This window comes from Variovorax paradoxus (genome assembly GCF_024734665.1).
Classification (GTDB): Bacteria; Pseudomonadota; Gammaproteobacteria; order Burkholderiales; family Burkholderiaceae_C; genus Variovorax.
Genome location: NZ_CP102931.1, coordinates 6128751 through 6150405 on the forward strand (window position 1 = coordinate 6128751; position 21655 = coordinate 6150405).

Here is a 21655-nt window from a genome sequence, read left to right on the forward strand (position 1 = left end):
TCAACCGCTGCGCTGGACGATCACGCCGATGGGGTGCCTTGCGCAGCGAAATAAAGGAGGAGGCCGCAGGCCGGGGGACATTCGCGGAGCAAGGCACCCCGTCGGCGTGATCGCGCCCCGAGCCAACGCAGCGAATAAAAGAGCAAGGCGACATCTCAGTCGAACGCGTAAGTGAAGTCAGCATCCTTCACGTCCAGCGCAACACGGCGGATCTCCCCGCCGGAAGCAAGACGCTGCAGATACTCGACAGAAATCGTAGGCAGCACGGTGTTGGTAAGGATCGCGTCGATCACGCGCCCACCCGACTCCGGGTCCTGGCATCGCGCGACCACCTGCTCGACCACCGCTTCGCTGTACTCGAAGGGCACGCCGTGGTTGGTCTCGACCCGCTTCTTGATGCGGCCCAGCTGCAGCCGCACGATCTTCTTCATCATCTCGGGCGACAACGGGTAATAGGGAATGGTGACGATGCGGCCCAGCAGCGCGGGCGGGAACACCTTCATCAACGGCGCCTTCAGCGCATCGGCCAACGCGTTGGAGTCGGGCAGCAACTCGGGGTCGCGGCACATGCTCATCACCAGCTCGCTGCCGGCGTTGGTGGTCAGCAGGATGATCGTGTTCTTGAAATCGATCATGCGACCCTCGCCGTCTTCCATCCAGCCCTTGTCGAACACCTGGAAGAAGATCTCGTGCACGTCGGGGTGGGCTTTTTCCACTTCATCGAGCAGCACCACGCTGTAGGGGCGGCGGCGCACGGCCTCGGTCAGAATGCCGCCCTCGCCGTACCCCACGTAGCCCGGAGGCGCGCCCTTGAGCGTGGAGACGGTGTGCGCCTCCTGGAACTCGCTCATGTTGATGGTGATGATGTTCTGCTCGCCGCCGTACAGCGCCTCGGCCAGCGCAAGCGCGGTCTCGGTCTTGCCCACGCCGGAGGTGCCGCAGAGCATGAACACGCCAATGGGCTTCTGCGGGTTGTCGAGCCGCGCGCGAGAAGTCTGGATGCGGCGCGCGATCATTTCCAGACCGTGCTTCTGGCCGATGACGCGCTGGTTGAGCGTGTCGGCAAGCTTGAGCACCGCCTCCACTTCGTTCTTCACCATGCGGCCGACGGGAATGCCGGTCCAGTCTGCGACGACCGAGGCCACGGCCTGCTCGTCGACCGAGGGCAGGATGAGTGGCGACTCGCCCTGCACCGCGTGGATCTTGGCCTGCAGCTCGTGCAGCTCGGCGAGCAGCGCTGCACGGTCGTGCGCGGGCTCTGCCGCGGCGGCTGGTGCCGCATCGGTGACGGTGGCCGCAGCAGGCGTATCCACCGGCTTGTTGCCCGCGCGCAGCTTGCTGCGCAATTCAAGCAGCCGGTCGACCAGCCCCTTTTCTTCCTGCCAGCGCGCATTCAGCGCATCGAGCTGCACCTTCGATTCGGCCAGCAGCGCTGTGACCTGCGCTGCGCGCTTGGTCACGTCGATGCCGATGGCTTCTTCGCGGCCGATGATTTCCTGCTCGACCGTGAGCCCTTCGATGCGGCGCATGCAGTCTTCCACCTCGGGTGGCGTCGCGTGCTGCGACACGGCCACGCGTGCGCAGGCCGTGTCGAGCAGGCTCACGGCCTTGTCGGGCAACTGGCGCGCGGGAATGTAGCGGTGCGACAGCTTCACGGCCGCTTCGATGGCCTCGTCGAGCAGCTGCACGCGGTGGTGCTTCTCCAGCACGCTGGCCACGCCACGCAGCATCAGGATCGCCTTGGTCTCGTCGGGCTCCGGCACCTGCACCACCTGGAAGCGACGGGTGAGCGCCGGGTCTTTCTCGATGTACTTCTTGTACTCGGCCCATGTGGTGGCGCCGATGGTGCGCAGGTTGCCGCGCGCCAGAGCCGGCTTCAGCAGGTTGGCCGCGTCGCCCGTGCCTGCCGCGCCGCCCGCACCCACCAGCGTGTGGATCTCGTCGATGAACAGGATGATGGGCGTGGGCGAGCTCTGCACCTCGTCGATCACCTGGCGCAGGCGCTGCTCGAATTCGCCCTTCATGCTCGCGCCGGCCTGCAGCAGGCCGATGTCGAGCGTGAGCAGCTTCACGTCTTTCAGCTGCGGTGGCACGTCGCCGCGTGCGAGGCGCTGCGCAAAGCCTTCGACCACGGCCGTCTTGCCGACGCCGGCCTCGCCGGTGAGCAGCGGATTGTTCTGGCGGCGGCGCATGAGGATGTCGACGATCTGGCGGATCTCTTCGTCGCGCCCGGTCACCGGGTCCATCTCGCCCTTCTTCGCCTTCTCGGTGAGGTCGACCGCGAACTTCTTCAGCGCATCGCCCTTGCCCATGGCGGCCGGCGCCATCGCGCCCGAGTCTTCACCTGGTGCGCCGCTGCCCATGCCGGTGCCGTCCTGCGCGCGCATCTGCGCTTCGGGCGAGGCATCGCAGATTTTTGCGAAGTTGTCGGCCAGGTCTTCGACCTTGACCTTCTCGAACTGCTTCGACAAGCCGAACAGCGGGTTGCGCAGGCTCTGCGTCTTCAGCATGCCGACCAGCAGGTAGCCGGTGCGCACCTGCGCTTCGCCGAACTGCAGGGTGGCATAGGTCCATGCGCGCTCGATGGCGTTCTCTATGTGCGGAGAAAAGTCGCTGATGGCAGTGGCGCCGCGCGGCAGGCGGTCGAGCGCGGTGGTCATGTCTTTCGCGATGACCGATACGTCGAGCCCGTAGTGCTGGATCACGCGGTGCAGGTCGGAGTCCTGCGCCTGCAGCAGTTGCGCGAACCAGTGCTCCAGCTCCACGTACGGATTGCCCCGCATCTTGCAGAACACGGTGGCGCCTTCGATGGCCTTGTAGGCCAGCGAGTTGAGTTTGCCGAAAAGGGCGGTGCGGCTGATTTCACTCATGAGGGACTCCGTATCTCTTCTGAACGAATGAAGATGGGTTTGTTGAAAGACTGGTTGCCGATGCGCACGTCCGCTGCATCGCGCGAACGCTTGCGCTGCCCGAGCCACGACACCCAGCCCAGGCGCGGTGCATTGCCCTTCGCGTCGCCAAGGCGCGTGAGCGGAACCTGTGCTTTCTCGAGCACCAGCTCGGCGTCCCACTCGAGCTCGTCGCCGAGCAGTTGCTGCATCCAGCGCTGCAGCACGGGGCGCGCATTGCCGATGGGGAGAAACATGCGGTACTGCTCCAGCGTGAGCGGGCCCAGGTGCAGGCGCACGCGGTGCTGGCGGTCCCAGGCGCGGGTGCCGAGCATGGCGCCCATGCCCATCGAGCGCGAGCTCTCGCCCTGCCCCAGCCGCGTGAGCTCTGCTACCGGCAGGCTCATCCAGTGGCCAACCCAGCGCTCCAGCTTCACGGGCACGCCGAAGTAGCTGCACAGCACCGACTCCACGCTCTCCACGTTGTGCACGCGGCGCGCGAGCCAGCCCGAGAAATGCAGGCGCGCGTCATCATGGATCTCGTCGCGGTCCACGCGGCCCGGCGTGCCGATGCCGACCAGCGCACCAACCTGCAGACGGAAGCGGTCTTCGCCCGGCCGGTCGAGCGCCACGGCCGGCCGCGACTGCGCCCACGCGCGATAGAAGTGCAGCGAGAAGCGGTGCGAAAAGCTGTCGAGAAAGGCCAGCCACGTCGGGTCGCCATGGTTCAGGCTGCGCTCGCGGATGAAGTCGCTCAGGTGCACCGGCAGCGGGCCGTTGGGGCCGATGTAGCTGAAGAAGTGCTGGCGCAGGCGCGGCGGCGAATAGGCGGTGGCGGGCTCGAAGCGGCTGAAGCTCGCGGGTGCAAACGAGAGCGAAGGCTCCTGCCCCACGCGCACCGGCTCGGCGCTCGGCAGCAGCGCGCGGCCCCAGCGCGGCGTGGTCTTGGCGACGGACTCCAGCCGGCGCATCACCGCGAAGTAGTCGAACGACCACGGCTCCGCGGACCACCCGCGCAGCGCGTTGTCCACCCGCGTGCTCACAGAATCTGTCGCGTCCCGCACAGCGGCCTCCAGCGCATGGTCTCGCCCTTGCCTGCGATGCGCAGCACGGTCTCGACGAAATGGTTCACCTCCACATGGCGCGAGAGAAAGCGCGCGAGCACGGCGCCGAACAGGAAGGCGCTGTGGCCATGAAAGGCGTCCTTGTCGACTTCGAGCGTCACTTCGAGCCCGCGCCCGAAAGCGATCGGGCCCTTGAGCGGCAGGCGGCGCGCAACGGGCTTGCACTTCACCGACAGCAGGCCGCGCACCTGGCCCTGGCGCATCTCGTCGGCATGCACGGCATAGAGCATCAGCGTTTCGCGCAGCGCGGCCGCGCCCTGCTCCGGCGTGCTGTCGGACAGCGACAGGTAGTTGAGCGCGAGGTGATCGACCACGCGCCACCCCAGCCCCTGGCTCACCACCGGCGACACCGGCCGCGACGGCCCGCGCACCATGCGCACGCGCTGCACGGGAAATGAATCGACGCAGTCGAAGTCGTTCTCGCGGCCAAGCGGCATCAGGAGCGGCAGGTCGCGGTTTGTGCACAGCGCCGTCACCGCCAGCTGCCGCAGTGTGGCCGCGTACGGCGCCTGCTGCGGATCGACGATCTGCATGTAGACCTCGGAGCCGATGTGGCTGCTGCGGTTGCCCTCGGTGCGCTGTCGCACCGACAGCATGCGCGGCTCGCGCGTGGTCGTGAAGTAGGCCGGGTGGCTGTTGCGGCTGCCGTGAAAGGCCGAATAGAAAGGCCTGAAAGGCTGCTCGGCCGCGACCGCATCGGCGCCGGGCGCGCCGTGGCCGATGACTTCGGTGATGGTGTGCACCTCGAAGTCCTGCGGGCGCGTGCGGTCGGGCACCAGGTGGAACTGGCTCACGCCCTCGCTCATGGGCACGCGGTCGAGCCGCTTGCTGAACAGGTTGACGGCAGGCACGCAGTGCAGCTGCACGTTGTCGGCGCTCACCAGCTTTTCGAGTGCTGCGTCGCCGCGCGAGAACAGCAGCACGATTTCGACGTCGGTCACGGGCATGGCCGCGAGCAGCGCCTGGAGTCCGCCGATGCGCACGAACTGGAAGCGCTGCGGAAACGCGAAGTACTCCTGCAGCAGCCGAAAGCCCGAGAAGCCGGTGGCGGTGGTGGGCAGCAGCGCTTCGTCTTCCTCGAAGCCGACCGCGCCGATGGCGCTGGCCGGCAGGCTCTGCGCTGTGCCTTGCAGCGCACCGCTGGGCGCGAGCGGCCGCACCAGCACGCCGATGGGCTGGCCCAGCGCGCATTCGTGCAGTTGCCAGGCCACGTCTTCGGCACCGCCGAAGTGCAACACCAGATCGTCGAGTGCGATCTGGCTGAAGTTCAGGCCGGCCGTGGCATGCAGCGCAATGCGCAGGCCGCCGCGGATGGCGCGCGATTGCGGGTGCGTGTTCAGCGGCAGGTCGGGCGCGTAGGTGAAGTACTGCGCGCGCTGCACTTCGATGGGCCAGATGCGCAGCGCGCTGGCCGTGCGGAACTCGCAATGCGTGTTCTGCCCCACCGCCTGCCGTGCGCGCAGTCCGCTGCCGCGCGGCAACGTGGGGCCGGTCGCAAGGTTCGCGTCGTCGGGGTCGGGCACGAAAGACACGACCACCATCGCCGGCGTGGGCGAAAGAAAGTGCGGATAGACGATGTCGAGCAGGTGGCCCGTGAAGCGCGGGTATTCGGCGTCGAGCTTCAGGCCCACCCGCGCCGAAAGAAACGCCGTGGCCTCGATGAGCCGCTCCACATACGGGTCGGCCACTTCCTGGCCCTCGATGCCAAGTCGATGCGCAATCTTTGGAAATGCCCGCGCGAACTCGGAGGCGCTTTCGCGGAAGTAGCGCAGCTCCTGTTCGTACAGGCTCAGCAGCCGAGGGTCCATGCGGGACTCACCTTGGGTTTTGCGCCATGTCCACGATCTCGATGCGTCCTTCTTCCAGGTCTACGCGGCTTCGCATCAGGAACTCGAGCGGCACCGGTTGCGCCCACAGCATGCCGCGTATCTGCAGGCCGATGCTGTTGTGGGAGTCCAGTGCCGGGCCTTCCATGACGAGTTCCACTTCGAGTGTGCGGGACAAAATGCGCGGCTCGAACTGCAGGATTGCGTTCTTCAAAGCCTGTTCCATGCTGACACGCTGCACCGACGAGGTGAACTGGCCAGACAGCATAGGCAATCCGTAGTTGATGACCGAGCGCGCCGCGTTCGGGTATTGCTTGTCGTCCATCGAGAGGCCGTAGCCGGTGGCGTTGAAGAGCCAGCCGAGGTCGCGCAGCACGGCCTGGCGCAGTGCCTGCTTGGTCAGCGTGCGCTTCTCGTCGCCCTCGCGCTTTTCGTCGGGGGCGTTGTCGACGAGGCGATCGAGCAGCGAGGGCTGCAGCCGCTCCTGCGCGGTGAGCTCAGCCATCGACTGCGCCTTCGGCGGGCGCCTCGGCCTGCGTGAACAGGATCTCGCGCACGTCCATCAGCGCGTACTCGCCCGCGTCGCTGCCGAGCACGCGCTGGCCGTAGCCGGCCCAGACTTCGGGGCGCAGCTCGCGCCACTCGGTCTTGCGCGCGAGACGCAGCTCGCCGTCTTCCACCTTTTCTGTGCCCTCGTAGCGCGTGGGAATCAGCGCAAGGGTTTCGCCGCCGTTCTCGAACTGCAGGTGCGCGGGCATCCACACGCAGTCGCGCAAGTCTTCGGGCGGTTCGATCTTGATGTGCGCGAGGCGCGCATACGGAATCCAGTAGTACTTGCCGTTGACGAAGGCTTCGAGCACCGGGCCCAGTCGCATGTCTGCATCGGCCAGCCATTCGAAGGGTGCGCCATCGATGGTGCCGCTGATGGCGGGCGCGCCGTCGAAGGCGCGCTGGCGCAGGTCCTCGGCCAGTTCGCTCTCGCCGCGGCCCTGGCGCAGCAGCGACTCGATGAGCAGCGCCAGCCATTGGTCGGGCTGGCCGAAGATCATGGGCGTGCGCGTGCCGGCGAACACTTCGGCGCGCAGGCCCTCGCAGCGCACGGCCTCGCCGTAGACCTGTTTCATGGGCACGGCGAGTGCGTCGAGCTCGGCCGCAACGGTCAGCTGGTTGAGCGCGCGCTCCCACTGCCCGAGCACGCACAGCAGCTGCGCCATGAACACGCGGTGCTTGCTGTCGGAAGGCTTGGCGCGCACGTCGTCGCTCAGGGCCTTGAGCGCGGCGGCCGGATCGGCGGCCTTGAGAAATTCGGCGGCGGTCGTCATGGTGTGCGGCTCCTGGGTGGGGTGATGAGGCTCAGGCGCGGGTGAACTGGCATTCGCGCACCGCGCCGCGCAAGCCGGTGGTCTTCTGCGGTGCCGACTTGACCTTCACCGTGCGGTAGCTGATGGAGATCAGCTCCGAGGGCACGCCCCAGTGGCCGCCGGAGTTGAGCACCAGCCGGCAGATGCGCGCGTTCTCCAGCACCATCTCGAAGGTCGACTGCGCATCGGGCGAGCGCTCGTCGCCGCCCGACTTGAAGGCGCTGATGACGACCTTCAGGTCTTTCTCCTGCGCGCGCAGCAGGCTGGCGATGGTGGCGGTGGCCGCGTCGCTGCGGCGCGCAACGATCAGGTTGTTGGGCACGACCTGGTTCTGGCTGGAAGATTCGGGCACCTGCACCGACCAGTAGTAACCGCCGATGTTCATGCGCGCCTTACCGTCGTCGAAGGGTCGGTCGAGTTCGCCTTCGACCGGCGCGCCCTTGTTCTCGATCAGCATGACCAGGTCGGTTTCGGCCGAGCCGGTGCCGATCAGTTCGTAGAACCGCTGGGCGTCTTCAGGGCTCCAGGAGCCATCGTCTAGAAATGCCATATCACCTCCGGAAATCGAAACGAAGAAAAGAAACCGTGATCTCGGACCGCGTCGTCATGGCCGGGCTCCGCCACCATCCATGGCGCCGCCACTCCTGCGCAGCAGGGCCGCGAACACCTGCCGCTCGCCGCTCTCTGCAGGTGGCTGGCCGCCGCGCACGCGCACTTCCGACACATCGGCCTGCGCATAGGCCACGCCGAACAGGCGCGGCGCGCTGTAGGGCGTGGCGGGCACGGCCATGACCAGCAGTCGCGCATCGCCAGCAGCATCGAGCCAGGGCAGGTCGAAGCGCTTGACCGAGGGCTGATCGGGCGTGCCGCGCTTGAAGCGGTTGGTTTCGCCGACGAGCTCGTCGGGGTAGACCGACTGCAGGTTGCCGCGCGCGTCGATGCCGGCGATGACGAGATCGAGCGAACGGCCGCTGGTGTTGCGCACGTTCAGGCGCAGGCGCTCGCCGGTGCGCAGCGAGGGCAACGCGCTCGCCGCTTGAGCAACGGGCGTGCTGCGCAACATGCGGTCGGCGCTCCACACTTCGAGCGCGGCATCGAAGCCGTCGAGCTGGCCGTCCTTGCCGTAAGCCTGCAGCTGCGCGAGCCACTTGAGCTGCGCCAGGGCCTGCAGGCGGCGACGCAACGTGGCGGTGTCGGGCAGCACCACAGTGGAAACCGTGGCGCCGAACAGCGGCGAGAGCAGTTCGAGGCGCTGGCCCGAGGGGCCGAGGTCAGTCCAGCGCACGTCGGCGGTGGCCGCATCGTCGGTGGGGCGGATCGCGGCCGGGTAGTCGAGGCTGAGGCCGGCGGGCAGCGGCTTGTCCGCGCGCACGCGCAAGGCGGTGGCGGCCGGCTCGCTCATCGGCGTGACGCTCCAGAACGCAGCGCCCGATACATCCTTCAGCGCCGCCGGCACGGCCAGCCATGCGCCGCCGAGCTTGATCTGCGACACGGTGGCCGGCGCGCTGCGCACGGCGCCGTCTTCGAGCGTGGCGAGCACGCGCAGCTCCTGCTGCTGCGCGAGACCGTCGAGCAAACCGGCCTTGATGGCCAGGCTGTCGCCGCTGCGTTGCGCGCGCCACACGGGGCGCGTGGATGCGGGCGCGCCGCTGTTGGCGAACAGCGGCGCATCGAGGTTGCCTTCGGCCACCGGCGACGGCAGCTCGCGCGTAGGAAAGCGCTGCGCGAGTTCGTCGATGACCGGCGGGTACTGCGCGAGCACGCCGTCGAACAGGTCGCGCCAGGTGGCGGGCTTGCGCGACAGCGCCTCCACCACCGCCCAAGTCAGCAGGCCCTGCGGCCGGGCATTGCGCGCCTTGCGGGGCAGGCGCAGCTCGGGCGTGATCTGGTGGCTTTCGGACGCGAAGAAGGCGACGTAGCGGGCGCGTGGCACGGCTTCGGCCGGCACGGGCGGCGTCTGCGGTCGCGCTGGCGGTGCGCCACCCGTCAGTTGGGTCACGCGCAGGCCGCGCCAGCGCACTTCGTCGTCGGGCGGACCTTCGGCGGTGGCGGGTGCATCGGCCGTGCCGCGCGTCATGGAGTTGGCGGAGCAGGTGTCGAACACCGAGGCGACGAACACGTTCTTCGCGAGGAAGGACTGGATCCACGCGTCGAAGTCGACGTCGCGCAGGTCGCCCGTGAGCACGTTGTCGCTGCCGAGCGTGCCGCGCACGTCGCGCGCGAGAAAGTTCTCCGACAGCCCATCGGGCTCCTGGTAGCGCTTGGCGATGTCGCGCAGGCGGGTGCCGTGGCCGGAGAAGTACAGCAGCACGAAGTCGCCGCTCTTCGACTGCGCGAGCAACCTGGCCAGCGCGTCGTGGATGGCTTGCGATTCTGGCAGCGCGGCGCCGCTCACGCCGTCGGCGAGCACTGCGATGTCGGGCGCCGCGAAGCCCTGCTTGAGCAGCGCGTCGCGCATCAGCATCACGTCGTTGCGCGGCGCCTGCAGCCACAGTGCCTGCGGCTGGTTGACGAGTTCGGAGACACCGACGAGCAAGGCGCGCGGGGTGGCGAAGGCCAGGGTGCAGCAGGCGAGCAGCCACAGCACGAGCAGCACCTGGAGAAAGCGCAATTGCGTGACGCCCTTCCCCTTGGGCCGCAGGTGAAGGTGCAGACGGGCAGCATGCCCGAGGGCCGCGGCGCGTGTCATGGCCGCTGCTCCCCGGCCGGCCCGGCCGACTCGACCAGCGGCGAAGCCGCGAGCACCGCCAGCGCATCCACCGGCTCCGGCACCCGCAGCCGCCATACGCCATTGCCACCCGGATCGCCCGGCCCGCCCACCACGTCGGCCGATATCGACTGCAGCAGCCGGTCGGCCTCGTCCATGCGCACGCCGGCCTTCCAGCGCACCACCAGGTCGGCGCGCGCCGGCGCGGGTGCGGCTGGCACGTCGCGGAAGCGCACCTCGTCTTCCTCGGGAGCACCGCGGCCGCCGAGCAGCCCGACGTTCTGGATCACCACGAACAGCGCCAGCACTGCGAAGGCCGGGCGCGCCCAGCCTTCCGCGCCGAACCAGCGGCGGATGCTGCCCCACCAGCCGCCTTCGGGACGGGGCTGCGGCCGCGCGGGCGATGGAGCGGGAGAAGAAGAAGCCTCGTCACCCTGCGGCCGCGTCAGCGCCTTTCCTAGCTGCAGGCCCGCGTCGCGGTACAGCTCCTGGTAGTCGGCACGCGGGTCCTGCGGCCCGAGCGGCGTGCCCGACAGCACCGAGAACACGCCGCCCACGCCGCGCAACGCGATGCGCCCCGGCTCCGGCGCAATGGCGAGCGATGCGTGCGCGGCCCACTCGTCGTGCACCGCGCGGATCGCGGCCAGCCGCGTGGCCGAGACCTCGCCGAGCACGCGCGCGCAAAGCTGCGGAGCGGGTGCCAGCGTGAGCACGTTCCAAGACTGGATCACGCCGAACATCGGCTCGAAGGGCTCGTCGTCAGGCTCCAGCAGCACGTCGAAGGCAGATGCCCAGTCGGCTTCGCCGGCGGCCATCCAGCCTTGCCAGAGCTCACCGTGGATGCAGCGGTCGAGCAGCACGCCGAGCAGCCGCCCTTCGTGCACCACGCTGACAAGGCGGCCCGGCGCCCAGCGGGCCGGAAAGGCGCGCTGGGCGACAGCCTCGCGGCGCCGGGCCAATTCGACAAGAGGCAGCAGCAGGTCGGATGCGGCGGCCACCCGGGGGGCCGGTGCAGCGCCCGTTGGAGGGGACGTTCCCGGCATGGCCACGGTGGCCGTGCCGGGTGCGCTGTCCGGCGCATCGTCGGGCACGGCCGCGCCGGTTTCCAACGCGTGGCGGATCACGCTGAGCGGGGGCCAGAGGTCGTGGGTCATGGCGTCTGTTCCTGAATGGCTATGTCTTCAGGCATAAGACGCTTCAGCACCGAGGATTTTGAAAACCTGCAGGATCGCGGCCATGTTGTCGGGCTCGATGGCGATGCCCAGCGTCTGCTGGAGCCAGCCGCCGATCCGGGTTTTGGCGTAGTCCGCGGTCAACCCCTCGCGCTTGTGCACGAGGCCCAGCCGGCCCGCGCGGTAGTGATAAGAAGCAATGGCGTGGCGCGAGGCGATGCCCGACAGCCCGCCCTCGGCCTCCTTGCCGAAGCCCTCGCACAGCAGCAGGCGCTCGGGCTCGGGCAGTTCGGCGATGAAGGCGCGCGCGGCCACTTGCACGGCCTGCGCGCTCAGGCCATGCTCGGCCAGGCAGCCATCGAGGTCTTCGCCCGCGCCGATCTCGTCTTCGAGCTGCGCCTCGGTGATCTGGTCGCCGATGGAGAGCTTGCGGCGGAAGGAACTGGCGCGCGTGCAGTCGATGAGGTAGCGGCGGAAGTAGGCGCACAGGGCAAAGGCGGTGGAAGGCGCGCTGTGGCTGGCGCGCTCGTCGGCCTCGTCCGGGTCGGCATCGAGCCGCAGCACCTTCACGTAGATGAACTGCGCCACCAGCTCCTGCCGGCCCTCGCCCAGCACCTGCAGCTCGGGCGGATTGCAGGCCACCAGCGCATCGCCCACGATGCGGTACATGGCGCCCATGTCGTTCGGGGACAGCGTCTGACGCCGCCGCCAGAGGCGGACGAGCTCACTGCTTTCCGCGGACGAAAGGGTTTCCTGCATGAGGAGTCAAGGCGCCCGATCGATCAGTCGTCGACGCAGCTGCCCTCCGAAGGCACCAGGCACTGCGGCAGGTTCGCGCCCACCGGCCCGCCGCGCGTGCGGATGGCCGACGACACCGCGGCCTGCGCCACGGCCAGGCCGCGCGGCAGCAAGATCCACAGCTGGCCGCGCTCCTTCATGCGGCGCGCATTGGTCGCGGCCTGCTGGCCGTTGCCGAAGAAATAGTCGGCCCGCACCGCGCCGCGGATGGCGCCGCCGGTGTCCTGCGCGATCGTCAGGCGCTGCATCGGCGCGCCGCTGCCGGGCGTGCGCGTCGACACGAACACCGGGTAGCCCAGCGGCGTGCTGCGCGGATCGACCGCAATCGAGCGCCCCGCCGACAGCGGCACGCCGAAAGCGCCCACCGGTCCGCCCACGGGCGAGGTCGATTCCTTGAAGAACACATAGCTCGGGTCCTTGATGCCCGAGCCCGACACCGCGCCGGCCGCGCGCCGCCCCGGCACCACGACCGGGCCGCTGGCAACGGGCCGCGCGAGCGTGAAGCCGCGCGTGCGGATGGTGCCGCTGTCGACCGCGCCGACGTCGTCGTCATCGCCGTCGTCAAGCTGCAGCTCGATGGACGAGCCGCGCACCTTCACCGGACTGCGCGGCTTGCCGTTGGAAGCCTGCGCCAGCGTCGGGCGGAAGGGCTGGCCGTTCTGCTCGGCGTAGGCGACACGAACGATGTCGCCGTTGGCCAGCTTGATGCGGCCCGAACCCTGGATCTGCATTTCGTACAGCGCGGTGGCGCTGCTCACGAAGGCCAGCACCTTGGCGTTGGGCGCGCCCTTGGTCTCGATTTCTTCGCGCGTGTAGTACGGCAGCAGCTGCTTGCCCTCGACCCGCAGGCGCACCTTGCGGTCGAGCGTGTCGCGCGAAATGGCCGAGAGGTCGAGCGCATAGAGGCCCGGCGCGCCCATGTCGCGCGTGCTGAGGCCGGTCTGCACCACCACGTTGCGCCCTTCCACGCGGGCCGCCACCGTGCCGTTGCCGGCGGGCAGCTTGCGCGCATCGGCGAACAGCATGTCGTCGGGCTGTCCGTACACGGGGTAGATGAAGGGCGCGCCGTACTGGCGGGCGCCGGCGATCTCGGGCTCGAAGTAGCCGGTGACCACGCCGTCGGGCTTGCGGTCGTCGTCGCGAATCTGGTAGGCCGAGAACTCGCCCTCGAAGAAGCCCCGGATGGCGTTGTTGTTCTTGCCGTCGACCTTGAGCGCGCGGTCGCACACCTCTTTCCATTCGGCGCCGCGCCCGGTCAGCACCTTGCAGCTGCCGAGGAAGGCGGGCCAGCTTTCGGAGAAATCGTCGCGCGACCAGCCCGGCACCGAGTCGAAGCCCACCGAGGTGTAGGTGGCGAGCTGGGTCGAGAAGGTGCGCGCCTGCCCTGCCACGCTGGCGCCGGTCGGCGGCGGGCGCGAGGCGCTGCTGCTGGTGGCGGTGTCTGTCGTGGCCGCGCCGCTGCCCGTGGCGCCTGGTGGCGGCACGGCGCAGCCTGCCAGCGAGGCGATGACGGCAACAACGGCGGCAGTAGCGGCCCACTGGAGCACATAGTTGAGGCGCTGTTGCTGTTGTTGTTGCTGCTGCAGTGCTTGCGAGGTGGTCATGAAAGTCTCCTTGTCCGGAAAGTGGCGACCCGAGGGGCCAACGCTCTACAGACGATTACTTCTCGACGATTTTGAAATTCCCGACGCCATAGACGTCGTTGCACGGGGCGCCGGGTGCGCACACGGGTTTGCCCAGCAACGGCGAGGGGCCGGTACCGCGCGTGGCTTCGAGCGCGGCCAGCACCGGCAGCGGGAACACCGGGAACACGCCGTCGTTCTGCACGCCGGCGGCGCTGAAGTCGCGCTCGTGCTCGCTCACGAGCACCGCGAACTGGTCGGTGCCGGCCGGGCCGCCCGCGTCCATCGGCCACGAAGCGCGCGGCAGAGAAAGCGAACCGCCCGCGGTGATCTTGTTGTACTTGTCGAGCAGGTTCGGGAACAGCAGGAACATCTCGCCGCCGCTGGACAGCAGGAACACGTAGACAAAACCTTCGCGCTTGCTGCGCACCTCGAAGGCGAGGCGGTCCTTGCCGATGGCGACTTCGGCCTTCTTCGGCGTGGCCGTCACCTCGAAGCCGGGCGCAGCGCCGGTTGCGAGAGATTGCAGCGATTCGGCGGGCGTGCGCGGGGCCGGAGGGGGCGGTGGTGGTGGTGGCGGTGCTGGGGGAGCCTCTGCGATCTTTGTGTCGGGTGGCGGGGCCGGCGTGGTGGTGACGACCTTCGTGTCATCGGCGTTCGTGTTGCCGCCGGTGCGGCCCTGGAACCACCACCAGCCGCCACCGGCCGCGGCTGCGAGAACGGCGACCGATACGAGTGCGGCGACGGTCTTGTTGCTCTTGCCCCCGCCGCTGGTGGGAGCGGGCGCGGGCGCCGGCGCCTTGCCACCTGCCTTGCTCTTGCCGCTCGCGATGACTGTCGCGGCGTCGGCATTGCTGTTGCCGCTGCGCGCGCCCGAAGGCGGCTGCGTGCGCGGCGTCGGCGCGATGCTGTGCCCCACTTCGAGATCGAGCGCGGCGCGCAGCTCGGCCATCGACTGCGGCCGCTGCTCGGGCCGCACGCCAAGGCCCGCATCGATCGCCTCCAGCAGCCGCAGGCTGTAGCGCTGCCGCAGGATCTCGTTGCCCGCGAGCGGCACATAGCTGTCGGACAGCAGCCGCGCCACCGACGGCGGCGGCGCGCGACCGCACACCGCCACGTGCATCACGGCCGCGAGCGCATACACATCGGTCCACGCGCCCTGCGACATGTCAGGCATCTCGGCGTACTGCTCGATCGGTGCGTAGCCTGGCTTGAGGATGACGGTGATCGCCTGCGTCTTGTCGGTGATCACGCGGCGCGCGGCGCCGAAGTCGAGCACCACCGGGCGGCCCGAGCCTTCGAGCAGGATGATGTTGTCGGGGGCGATGTCGCGGTGGTAGCAGTTGGCGTTGTGCATCACCGCGAGCGCCTGCGTGACGCCGTCCATGATGCGGATGAGCCATGACTCGTCTACGCCTGCGGGGATGGCTACCAGGGCCTCTCTCAGCGTGTCGCCTCTGTAGAAAGGCATGACCATGTAGGTGGTGCCTTTTTCTTGCCAGAAGCGGTAGACCTTCAGGAGCGACGGGTGGTCGAACTGGGCGAGCAGGCGGGCTTCGTTGATGAAGCTGCGCATGCCGAGATCGAAGGTTTCCCTGTGGCGTTCGGACAGGGGGACTACTGTGCCGTCGTTCTGTCTTGTCGACAGTGACGTAGGGAGGTATTCCTTGATTGCTACCACGCGTTCCAGCGTGTGGTCCCACGCCTCGTAGACGACGCCGAAGCCGCCTTGGCCTATGACTCTTGTGACTTCGAATTCGGCCAGGCGGCTGCCTACTGGCAACAGACCGGCGTCTGTGGTGCCTGTGGCTGGGCTGGTCACCGGGGTTGCGCCTGCGGTGATGACTGTGGAGGCCGTGTCGCCGGTTGTTGTTGGCTGGCCTTGCTTGGGGACTACGCGGGTGCGGTCGTCGTTGGAGTCAGTCATTGACTGGCTCCTTTGTTGTGGGTTTGCTTTCCGAGGCCGGGTCTCGGCCCGGCGGCCGACCTACTTTTCTTTGCTTCGCCAAAGAAAAGTAGGCAAAAGAAAGGCGACCCCACTGTCTGCGACCCCTTCGCGTAGCGAAGGGGCAACCTGCGGTGCTCGCGTTTCGCGGGGTCCGCAGAACTCGCTTCGCTCAAACAGCTGCGGCCCTGATCCGCGAAACGCTCCGCTCCTCGGCGCAGCCAGAGGGGAGTTGGAGACAACACGGGCCATCGCTTCGCTCGGCACGGTGCGACTGCAGGCGCGCAGCGCCTGCAGTCGCACGGTGGCCGAGCGAAGCGATGGCCCGTTCGGTTCCCCAAATCCCTTCTGGCTGCGCCGAGGAGCGCAGACGTAGGAGGGATCAGGGCCGCAGCTGTTTGAGCGAAGCGAGTTCTGCGGACCCCCTCCGGAGTCGAGCACCGCAGGTTGCCCGTAGCGAAGCGAAGGGACGCAGACAGTAGGGTCGCCTTTTCTTTGCTTACTTTCTTTTGGCGAAGCAAAAGAAAGTAAGTCGCCCGCCGGGGCGAGACCCGGCCTCGGAAGAACAAACGAGAAGAGGCCTCCATCACCCCTCCTCCGCAAACCCAAAGAACAGGGCTTCAAACTGCTCATCCCGAGGCAACCCAGTACAGAGCATCCGAACCCCATGCTCAGCAGCAGGATCACCCAACCAAATCGAAGCCCCCGCCAGCGGCAAAGCCAGCGATTCAACACCACTCTCACGCCCGTCAGAAGATGCACCGTCAACAAACAGCCGATGCAACACTGCATCAAACCGCAGCGCATCCAGATCCCCATCAAGCCCTTCCAACGCAGCCTGCGTAGCATGAGCCCACCACTGCAACGCCATAGCCAGCGCCTCCCCCTGCAGTTGCCCGGAAACAGACTGATCAAGCTCCATAGCCAGAGCAAACGGAAAGTACCGCCCCACCCCATCGACAGAAGGCATCAACACCCCAATCCACGCCTGCTCCCCCGCCACCTGCCGCCCCAACGCAAAACACCAGATAGGCGCTTCGAGATACCGCTCAGTCCAGTCCGCATGCCGATCCCGCAGCCGGGCCATGCCCCGCTGCAGCCACTGATCCCACACAGCACGAAACGCCTCCGGCAGCCGCCGATGCGCAAAGTCCCCCATGCCCGGCAACTTGCCGAACCACCCCGGCAACGCAGTCGAGGCAAAGAGCAACGGTGAAGAAGAGGAGGCCTCGTTCACAGCCCCTCCGGACAAGAAAACTCCCGCAACTCACGCAAGCGAATCGGATGCTGCACGCTGTTAGTCGTCACCTCGAAGCGCGTCTTCCGAGCACCGATCTGGAAGGTAATGAAGAACTTCTCCGGTGCATCGCCGGCTTCGAGCTGCCCGTCGTCAAGCGCCCGGAACAGCGCCCACGGCCCATCCACAGCCGCACCCGAACTGCCAGTGGTCGAAGGCGGGCTGACCTGGATGCGCACCTGGTTGCTGCCCTTCGGCCCCGGCCACTGCACGGCCATCGGCACCACCGGTCCGTGCGCGTACTTCACGAGCTGGCCGTCGACGTCGAGGATGAACTGCGTGATGCCCGCATCCATCTCTACCGGCTTGAAGTCCAGCCGCATCGAAGGCCCACGGCCGCCGCCGCGGAAGAAGATGTCCTTGATGCGCGCGGCCCGCTCGAACTGCGCCAGCGCCTGAGTAGTGATGGCACCGCGCTCGGCCACGGGCTTGTAGCGCCACGGCTTGGTGCTGGTGTCGACCAGCGCGGCCAGGCGCTTCTGGAAGAAGTCGTCCATCAGGCCACCAGGGCCGAACATCTGGCCGAAGTCTTCGGGCAGCACGTCGCGCTTGCTGGTGCTCACGAAGGGGTAACGGCCCGCGATGGCGCGTGCGCAGAACTCGGCCACGGGGCGCAGGTCCTGGCTCAGGTTGCCGCGCTCGGCCGTCTGTGCCTGCGCGGCGCCAGACTGGCTGAGGTTCTCGACCATCGATCGCACCGGCTCTGGCAGGCGGCCCGCGTCTGACTTGAGCTTGCCGGCCACGTCGCCGGGCGGTGGCGAGGTGCGGCCCTTCACGGCCGTGTCGACGGCGTTGAGGTACACGTACACCTCGTTGAAGAGCTTCAGCGCATCGTCGATGGGTGCAGGCTGGTTGGGGCCGCCGGCGGTGACGAGGCGGCGCAGCGACTCGAAGCGGTCGTCCACGATGCTCTCGATGCGCTTGCCCGGGGCCACCTGGCGGCCGGGGTCGCTGCCGAACAGGTCTTCCAGGCCCTTGCGCGTGTTGCGCACTGTCTCGGTCGCCTTGCTGACCACGTCCTTGTTGGCGTCGGCCGCCGGGATCAGCGTGGTCTGCTTGACCACGGCGCGCAGGAAGTTCGCAAGCGGGGAATCGACGCCCGAAAGAATGCGCGCGGTCTCGATGTTCTTCTCCAGGCCGGTGGCGCGAATCAGGCGCACGTCGGCGAGCAGTGCTTCCCACTGTTTGACGTATTCCTCCAGGTACAGGCGGCGCACGCGGTCGGTCAGCGCGCCGAGCGCGGCCACGTCGCGCAGGCGGTCGGCGGCGTTGCGGTCCTGGCCCAGCACCCACGGATCTTCGTTGGCGAGCAGGCCGGTGAGCACGGTCACTTCGTTCTGGAAGCGCTTGTGATAGCCGTCGTAGGTGAACATGCCCGGCACGCCTTCGGTCAGCGGCTTGCCGCTGATGCGTTCGAACACCAGCGGGCCCGAGGGGCCGGTGGCGGTGGCCACGCTGAAAGCCGGAATGTCCTTGGTGGCGCGCTGGCGCTTCAGGCGGCTGAACACACGCTGCTCCAGCGGGTAGCTCGCGAGCACGGCGCGCACGCTGCGCACCAGGTTCTCGTCCATCTTCAGCGGCGAGCGCGGCGGGCCCTGGGCAATGAGCACGTCGAGCTGGTCTTCGAGCGCCTTGCGCTGGTCTTCGGGAATGCCGCGGTCGAGGTTGCGCGACCAGTCGAGCGTGATCCAGGCCTTCAGGGCCTCGGCGTCGAAGTGCTCGGGCTGGTAGAGCATCAGGTAGCTCTTGAGCGCCTCGTACGTGTACTCGAGGTTGTCCTTCTGCGCGGTGCGCAGCTGGTCTTCGATGCGCTTGGCGATCTGCGGCAGGAAGGCGTCGTTGAGCGCGCGCTGGTGCGTGAGCATCGCGGCGGCATCGAGCTTGTCGCCCTGGTAGAGGCCCAGCGTCATCGACAGCGGCTCGTCGCCCTGATGGTTGTCGGGCGTCTTCCAGATGTCGCGCAGGCTCTGCAGCACGGGCGCGACCTCGACCAGGTTCTGCACGCGCGCGGGCAGCGCCGCAAGGTTCTGCTTGGCGGGCTCGACGCGGGCCTCGACCGACTTCAGGTAGTTCATGTTCTGCAGCGTGCTGTAGCCCCAGGCCGCGAGCAGGCCGACGGTGACGAGTGTCATCGCCGTCACGCCGATCACGCGCAGCGTGTGGCGGCGGCGCTCCAGCTTCACGTCGGCGCCGGCCAGGCGCTGCTCGGGGAACACCACCTCGCGCAGCAGCGAGGTAAGAAAGTAGCTGCGCCCGCTCGACTTCTGCGGCGCGAGCATCGCGCGCTCGATGCCGAAGCTGCGCGCAAGGCTGCCCATCACGCGGTCGATCGGGCTGCCCTCCTGCGTGCCGCTGGTGAAGTACACGCCGCGCACCCACGGCGGCTGCGCAAAGCGCGAGCCGGTGAACACTTGTTCGAGCAGGTCGGACAGCAGCGAGCCGATGGAGCCGAACTGCGCCGGAAAACCGAAGATGGCGGCGCGGCGCGTGCCGTCGGTCTCGCGCTGCATGCGCGCGATGAGGCCGTCGTTCACGCGGTTGTGCAGCAGCGCGAACTCGCGATTGAAGGCCGTGGAAAGGCCCTTCTCTTCCAGCTGCACGTTCTCGTTGGCCGGCAGCGTGAAGCCGAACACTTGTGCGCGCTGCTCCTTGCCGAGGTCGTCGAAGTAGTCGGTGAAGCCGTACAGCAGGTCGCTCTTGGTGACGAGCACATACACCGGCAGGCGCGTGGTGAGCTTGCTGTCGAGTTCGAGCAGGCGCGCACGAATCGAGGCCGCAAGCTGCGTGCGCGCCTCGGGGCCCTGGCTCAGCAGGTCGGCCACGCTCACGGTGAGGAACACGCCGTTCAGCGGACGGCGCGGGCGCGCCTTCTTCAGCAGGCCCAGGAAGCCTTCCCATGCGCTCTTGTCTTCCGATTGGTGGCTGTCCTGCGTGGTGTAGCGCCCGGCGGTGTCGATGAGCACGGCCTCGTCGGTGAACCACCAGTCGCAGTTGCGCGTGCCGCCCACGCCGCGGATGGCGCCGGGGCCGAACTTCTCGGCGAGCGGGAAGCTCAGGCCCGAGTTGACCAGCGCCGTGGTCTTGCCCGCGCCCGGCGCGCCGATGAAGACGTACCACGGCAGGTCGTACAGGTAGCTACCGCCCGAGATCGACATCCAGTCGCGCCAGCCCGGCTTCTTGCCGGCGGCATGCAGGCGCATCTGCTTGAGCGTGGCCACGGCTTCGCTGAAGCGCGTGTCGAGGATCTTCTGCTCGCCGTTGACGGGTGCGTCGGTCTTCGCGGCCGGCGCCTTCATGAGGCCGTCGGTCAAATGCTGGCTCGCACGGCGCGCGCGCCAGCGGCGGTACAGCGCGCGCAGCACCACGATGAGCACGATGACGCCGATGACGATGGCGCGCGTCATTTCGCTTTCGAGCGGCGCGAGCGAGCCGATCTTCACCAGCGGGCCGATCCACCAGATCAGCAGCGCGACGACGATCAGCGCGAGCAGTGTCAGCAGCAGCGGGCTGAACAGGAAGCCGAAGATTTTCTTGATCATTTCGTCGCTCCTGGTGCGGGAGCAGCCGGCGCGGCGGCAGCGAGCCGATCGGGTTCGGTCAGCAGCACGATGTCGACGCGGCGGTTCTTCGCGCGGTTGGCCGGCGTGTCGTTGGCGGCGACGGGCTCGGCGTCTGCCTTGCCGTCGGAGCGCATGCGCGCGGGGTCGACCAGCGTTGTCAGCGCGCCCTTCACCGCATCGGCGCGCGCGGCCGAGAGGTGCCAGTTGGAGGGATAGCGCAGCGAGCGGATCGGCTGGTTGTCCGAGTGGCCGGTGATCAGCACCTCGCCCTTCACCTCGGCCAGCGCCTGGCCGATGCGGCGCAGCACGGGCAGCGACTGCGCCATCGGCTCGGCGCTGCCGGAGCCGAAGAAGGAGTCGCCGCGCAGGCGCACCACGCTGCGGTCGGCCTCGTCGGTCACCGTGACCAGGCCCTGCTTGATCTCGGGTTCGAGAAAGCGTGCGAGGCGCGGCGTCTTCGCCGGCAAGGCGGGCGGCGCGATCTGGATGTTGGGCGCACGCAGGCTCGACACCGCGGCGTAGGTGGTGTCGGAGCGGTAGTTGAGCGTGAGCCGCAGGCCGAACCACGCGAGCGCGAGCAACAGCGCAAAGCCGGCCGCGAACACCCACAGCGGCAGCGACTCGCGCAGCCGCACCGTGCCCGCGCCCTGCCCGCGCCAGTGCGGAGAAAGCTCGGGCTCCACGGCCGGGCGGTCTTTCGCGATCAGGTCGGCGAGGCGCTGGCGCACCGAGTCAAGCTGCGCGCGGCCGTTGTCGACCACGCGGTAGCGGCCTTCGAAGCCGAGCGCGAGCACGCTGTAGATCAGCTCCAGCAGCTGGCGGTGCGTGGGCACGTCCTGCGCGAGCTTGGCGAGCAGCTGGAAGACTTTTTCGCCGCCCCAGGTTTCGTTGTGGAACTGCACCAGCAGGCTCTGCTTGTTCCAGCCGGCCTGCACGCCCCAGGGCGTGTTGGCCACGGCTTCGTCGAGCGCGGTGCACAGCACGTAGCGCGCGGCGAGCACCGATTCATTGCTGACGCCAGCGCGCCGCGCATTGGCGTCGAACTGATTGACAGCATCGGCAGTGGAGGCGCGCAGCGCCGGCACGTTGGGCGGCTGCGCAAGGTTGCGCAGCTTGCCGATCAACACCAGTAGCTTGCCGGCGGCCGACACCAGCGGGTTGAGCAGGCCGAGCTCGCCGACGTCGGCGGCCGGTGTGGGATCGGCACCGCCGAAGAAAGGCGCCGGTGCCGGCGCGGGCGGCGTGCCACCGGGCGTGCGCGGCTTGGGCTTGATGACCGTGCGTTCCGACTCGAAGGCGGCGAAGGGGTCGGGAGGTGTGCTCATGATGGTGTTCCGTTTCCGTCAGCCCATGTG

The 21655-nt window shown here is 68.3% G+C and carries 14 protein-coding genes; all 14 read right to left on the reverse strand.

The genetic code is table 11. The features are described from left to right. Positions 1-155: 155 nt before the first annotated feature. On the reverse strand, positions 156-2870 hold the full coding sequence (gene tssH, locus NWF24_RS28800; RefSeq protein ID WP_258351505.1) for a type VI secretion system ATPase TssH: 2715 nt from the start codon (positions 2868-2870) through the stop codon (positions 156-158). Then, positions 2867-3931 carry a type VI secretion system baseplate subunit TssG gene (gene tssG / locus NWF24_RS28805; RefSeq protein ID WP_256216773.1) on the reverse strand — a complete coding sequence of 355 codons (1065 nt, stop codon included), beginning with the start codon at positions 3929-3931 and terminating at the stop codon, positions 2867-2869. The genes tssH and tssG overlap by 4 nt, the downstream gene beginning before the upstream one ends. After that, entirely contained in the window at positions 3928-5820 is a 1893-nt protein-coding gene (gene tssF, locus NWF24_RS28810) for a type VI secretion system baseplate subunit TssF (protein ID WP_258351506.1), read from the reverse strand. The genes tssG and tssF overlap by 4 nt, the downstream gene beginning before the upstream one ends. A 7-nt stretch (positions 5821-5827) precedes the next feature. After that, positions 5828-6343, reverse strand: coding sequence for a type VI secretion system baseplate subunit TssE (tssE, locus tag NWF24_RS28815; protein ID WP_093058744.1), 516 nt, complete (start codon positions 6341-6343; stop codon positions 5828-5830). Continuing rightward, positions 6336-7160: a type VI secretion system accessory protein TagJ gene (locus NWF24_RS28820; protein ID WP_258351507.1), complete on the reverse strand. Its 825-nt coding sequence runs from the start codon at positions 7158-7160 to the stop codon at positions 6336-6338. The genes tssE and NWF24_RS28820 overlap by 8 nt, the downstream gene beginning before the upstream one ends. Before the next feature lie 31 nt (positions 7161-7191). Next, positions 7192-7749 (reverse strand): type VI secretion system tube protein Hcp, encoded by a 558-nt coding sequence (locus NWF24_RS28825; protein ID WP_258351508.1) that lies wholly within the window; start codon positions 7747-7749, stop codon positions 7192-7194. A gap of 54 nt (positions 7750-7803) precedes the next feature. After that, positions 7804-9888, reverse strand: a complete 2085-nt coding sequence (locus NWF24_RS28830) for a caspase family protein (RefSeq protein WP_258351509.1) — start codon at positions 9886-9888, stop codon at positions 7804-7806. Continuing rightward, the gene (locus NWF24_RS28835; protein WP_258351510.1) at positions 9885-11060 is read right to left on the reverse strand and encodes a hypothetical protein; all 1176 of its coding nucleotides are present in this window, start codon (positions 11058-11060) and stop codon (positions 9885-9887) included. Before NWF24_RS28835 ends, NWF24_RS28830 begins: the two co-directional genes overlap by 4 nt. Positions 11061-11087: 27 nt before the next feature. Next, a complete protein-coding gene (locus NWF24_RS28840) occupies positions 11088-11756 on the reverse strand; it encodes a hypothetical protein (protein WP_258351511.1) in 669 nt (222 codons plus the stop codon). A 104-nt stretch (positions 11757-11860) separates the two neighbouring features. Further along, positions 11861-13480 (reverse strand): murein transglycosylase A, encoded by a 1620-nt coding sequence (gene mltA / locus NWF24_RS28845; RefSeq protein WP_258351512.1) that lies wholly within the window; start codon positions 13478-13480, stop codon positions 11861-11863. A gap of 55 nt (positions 13481-13535) precedes the next feature. Next, the gene (locus NWF24_RS28850; RefSeq protein ID WP_258351513.1) at positions 13536-15425 is read right to left on the reverse strand and encodes a serine/threonine-protein kinase; all 1890 of its coding nucleotides are present in this window, start codon (positions 15423-15425) and stop codon (positions 13536-13538) included. A gap of 604 nt (positions 15426-16029) precedes the next feature. After that, the gene (gene tagF, locus NWF24_RS28855) at positions 16030-16680 is read right to left on the reverse strand and encodes a type VI secretion system-associated protein TagF (RefSeq protein ID WP_258351514.1); all 651 of its coding nucleotides are present in this window, start codon (positions 16678-16680) and stop codon (positions 16030-16032) included. Further along, positions 16677-20279: a type VI secretion system membrane subunit TssM gene (gene tssM, locus NWF24_RS28860; protein WP_258351515.1), complete on the reverse strand. Its 3603-nt coding sequence runs from the start codon at positions 20277-20279 to the stop codon at positions 16677-16679. The genes tagF and tssM overlap by 4 nt, the downstream gene beginning before the upstream one ends. Beyond that, positions 20276-21625, reverse strand: coding sequence for a DotU family type VI secretion system protein (locus NWF24_RS28865; protein ID WP_258351516.1), 1350 nt, complete (start codon positions 21623-21625; stop codon positions 20276-20278). The genes tssM and NWF24_RS28865 overlap by 4 nt, the downstream gene beginning before the upstream one ends. Between the last annotated feature and the right edge of the window lie 30 nt (positions 21626-21655).

Coding starts and splice junctions, on each gene's coding strand:
- tssE (WP_093058744.1), bottom strand. CDS start 6,343: ATGGCTGAGCTCACCGCGCAGGAGCGGCTGCAGCCCTCGCTGCTCGAT.
- mltA (WP_258351512.1), bottom strand. CDS start 13,480: ATGACCACCTCGCAAGCACTGCAGCAGCAACAACAACAGCAACAGCGC.
- NWF24_RS28820 (WP_258351507.1), bottom strand. CDS start 7,160: ATGACGACCGCCGCCGAATTTCTCAAGGCCGCCGATCCGGCCGCCGCG.
- NWF24_RS28850 (WP_258351513.1), bottom strand. CDS start 15,425: ATGACTGACTCCAACGACGACCGCACCCGCGTAGTCCCCAAGCAAGGC.
- tssF (WP_258351506.1), bottom strand. CDS start 5,820: ATGGACCCTCGGCTGCTGAGCCTGTACGAACAGGAGCTGCGCTACTTC.
- NWF24_RS28835 (WP_258351510.1), bottom strand. CDS start 11,060: ATGACCCACGACCTCTGGCCCCCGCTCAGCGTGATCCGCCACGCGTTG.
- tssM (WP_258351515.1), bottom strand. CDS start 20,279: ATGATCAAGAAAATCTTCGGCTTCCTGTTCAGCCCGCTGCTGCTGACA.
- NWF24_RS28840 (WP_258351511.1), bottom strand. CDS start 11,756: ATGGGCGCCATGTACCGCATCGTGGGCGATGCGCTGGTGGCCTGCAAT.
- NWF24_RS28865 (WP_258351516.1), bottom strand. CDS start 21,625: ATGAGCACACCTCCCGACCCCTTCGCCGCCTTCGAGTCGGAACGCACG.
- NWF24_RS28825 (WP_258351508.1), bottom strand. CDS start 7,749: ATGGCATTTCTAGACGATGGCTCCTGGAGCCCTGAAGACGCCCAGCGG.
- tssH (WP_258351505.1), bottom strand. CDS start 2,870: ATGAGTGAAATCAGCCGCACCGCCCTTTTCGGCAAACTCAACTCGCTG.
- NWF24_RS28830 (WP_258351509.1), bottom strand. CDS start 9,888: ATGACACGCGCCGCGGCCCTCGGGCATGCTGCCCGTCTGCACCTTCAC.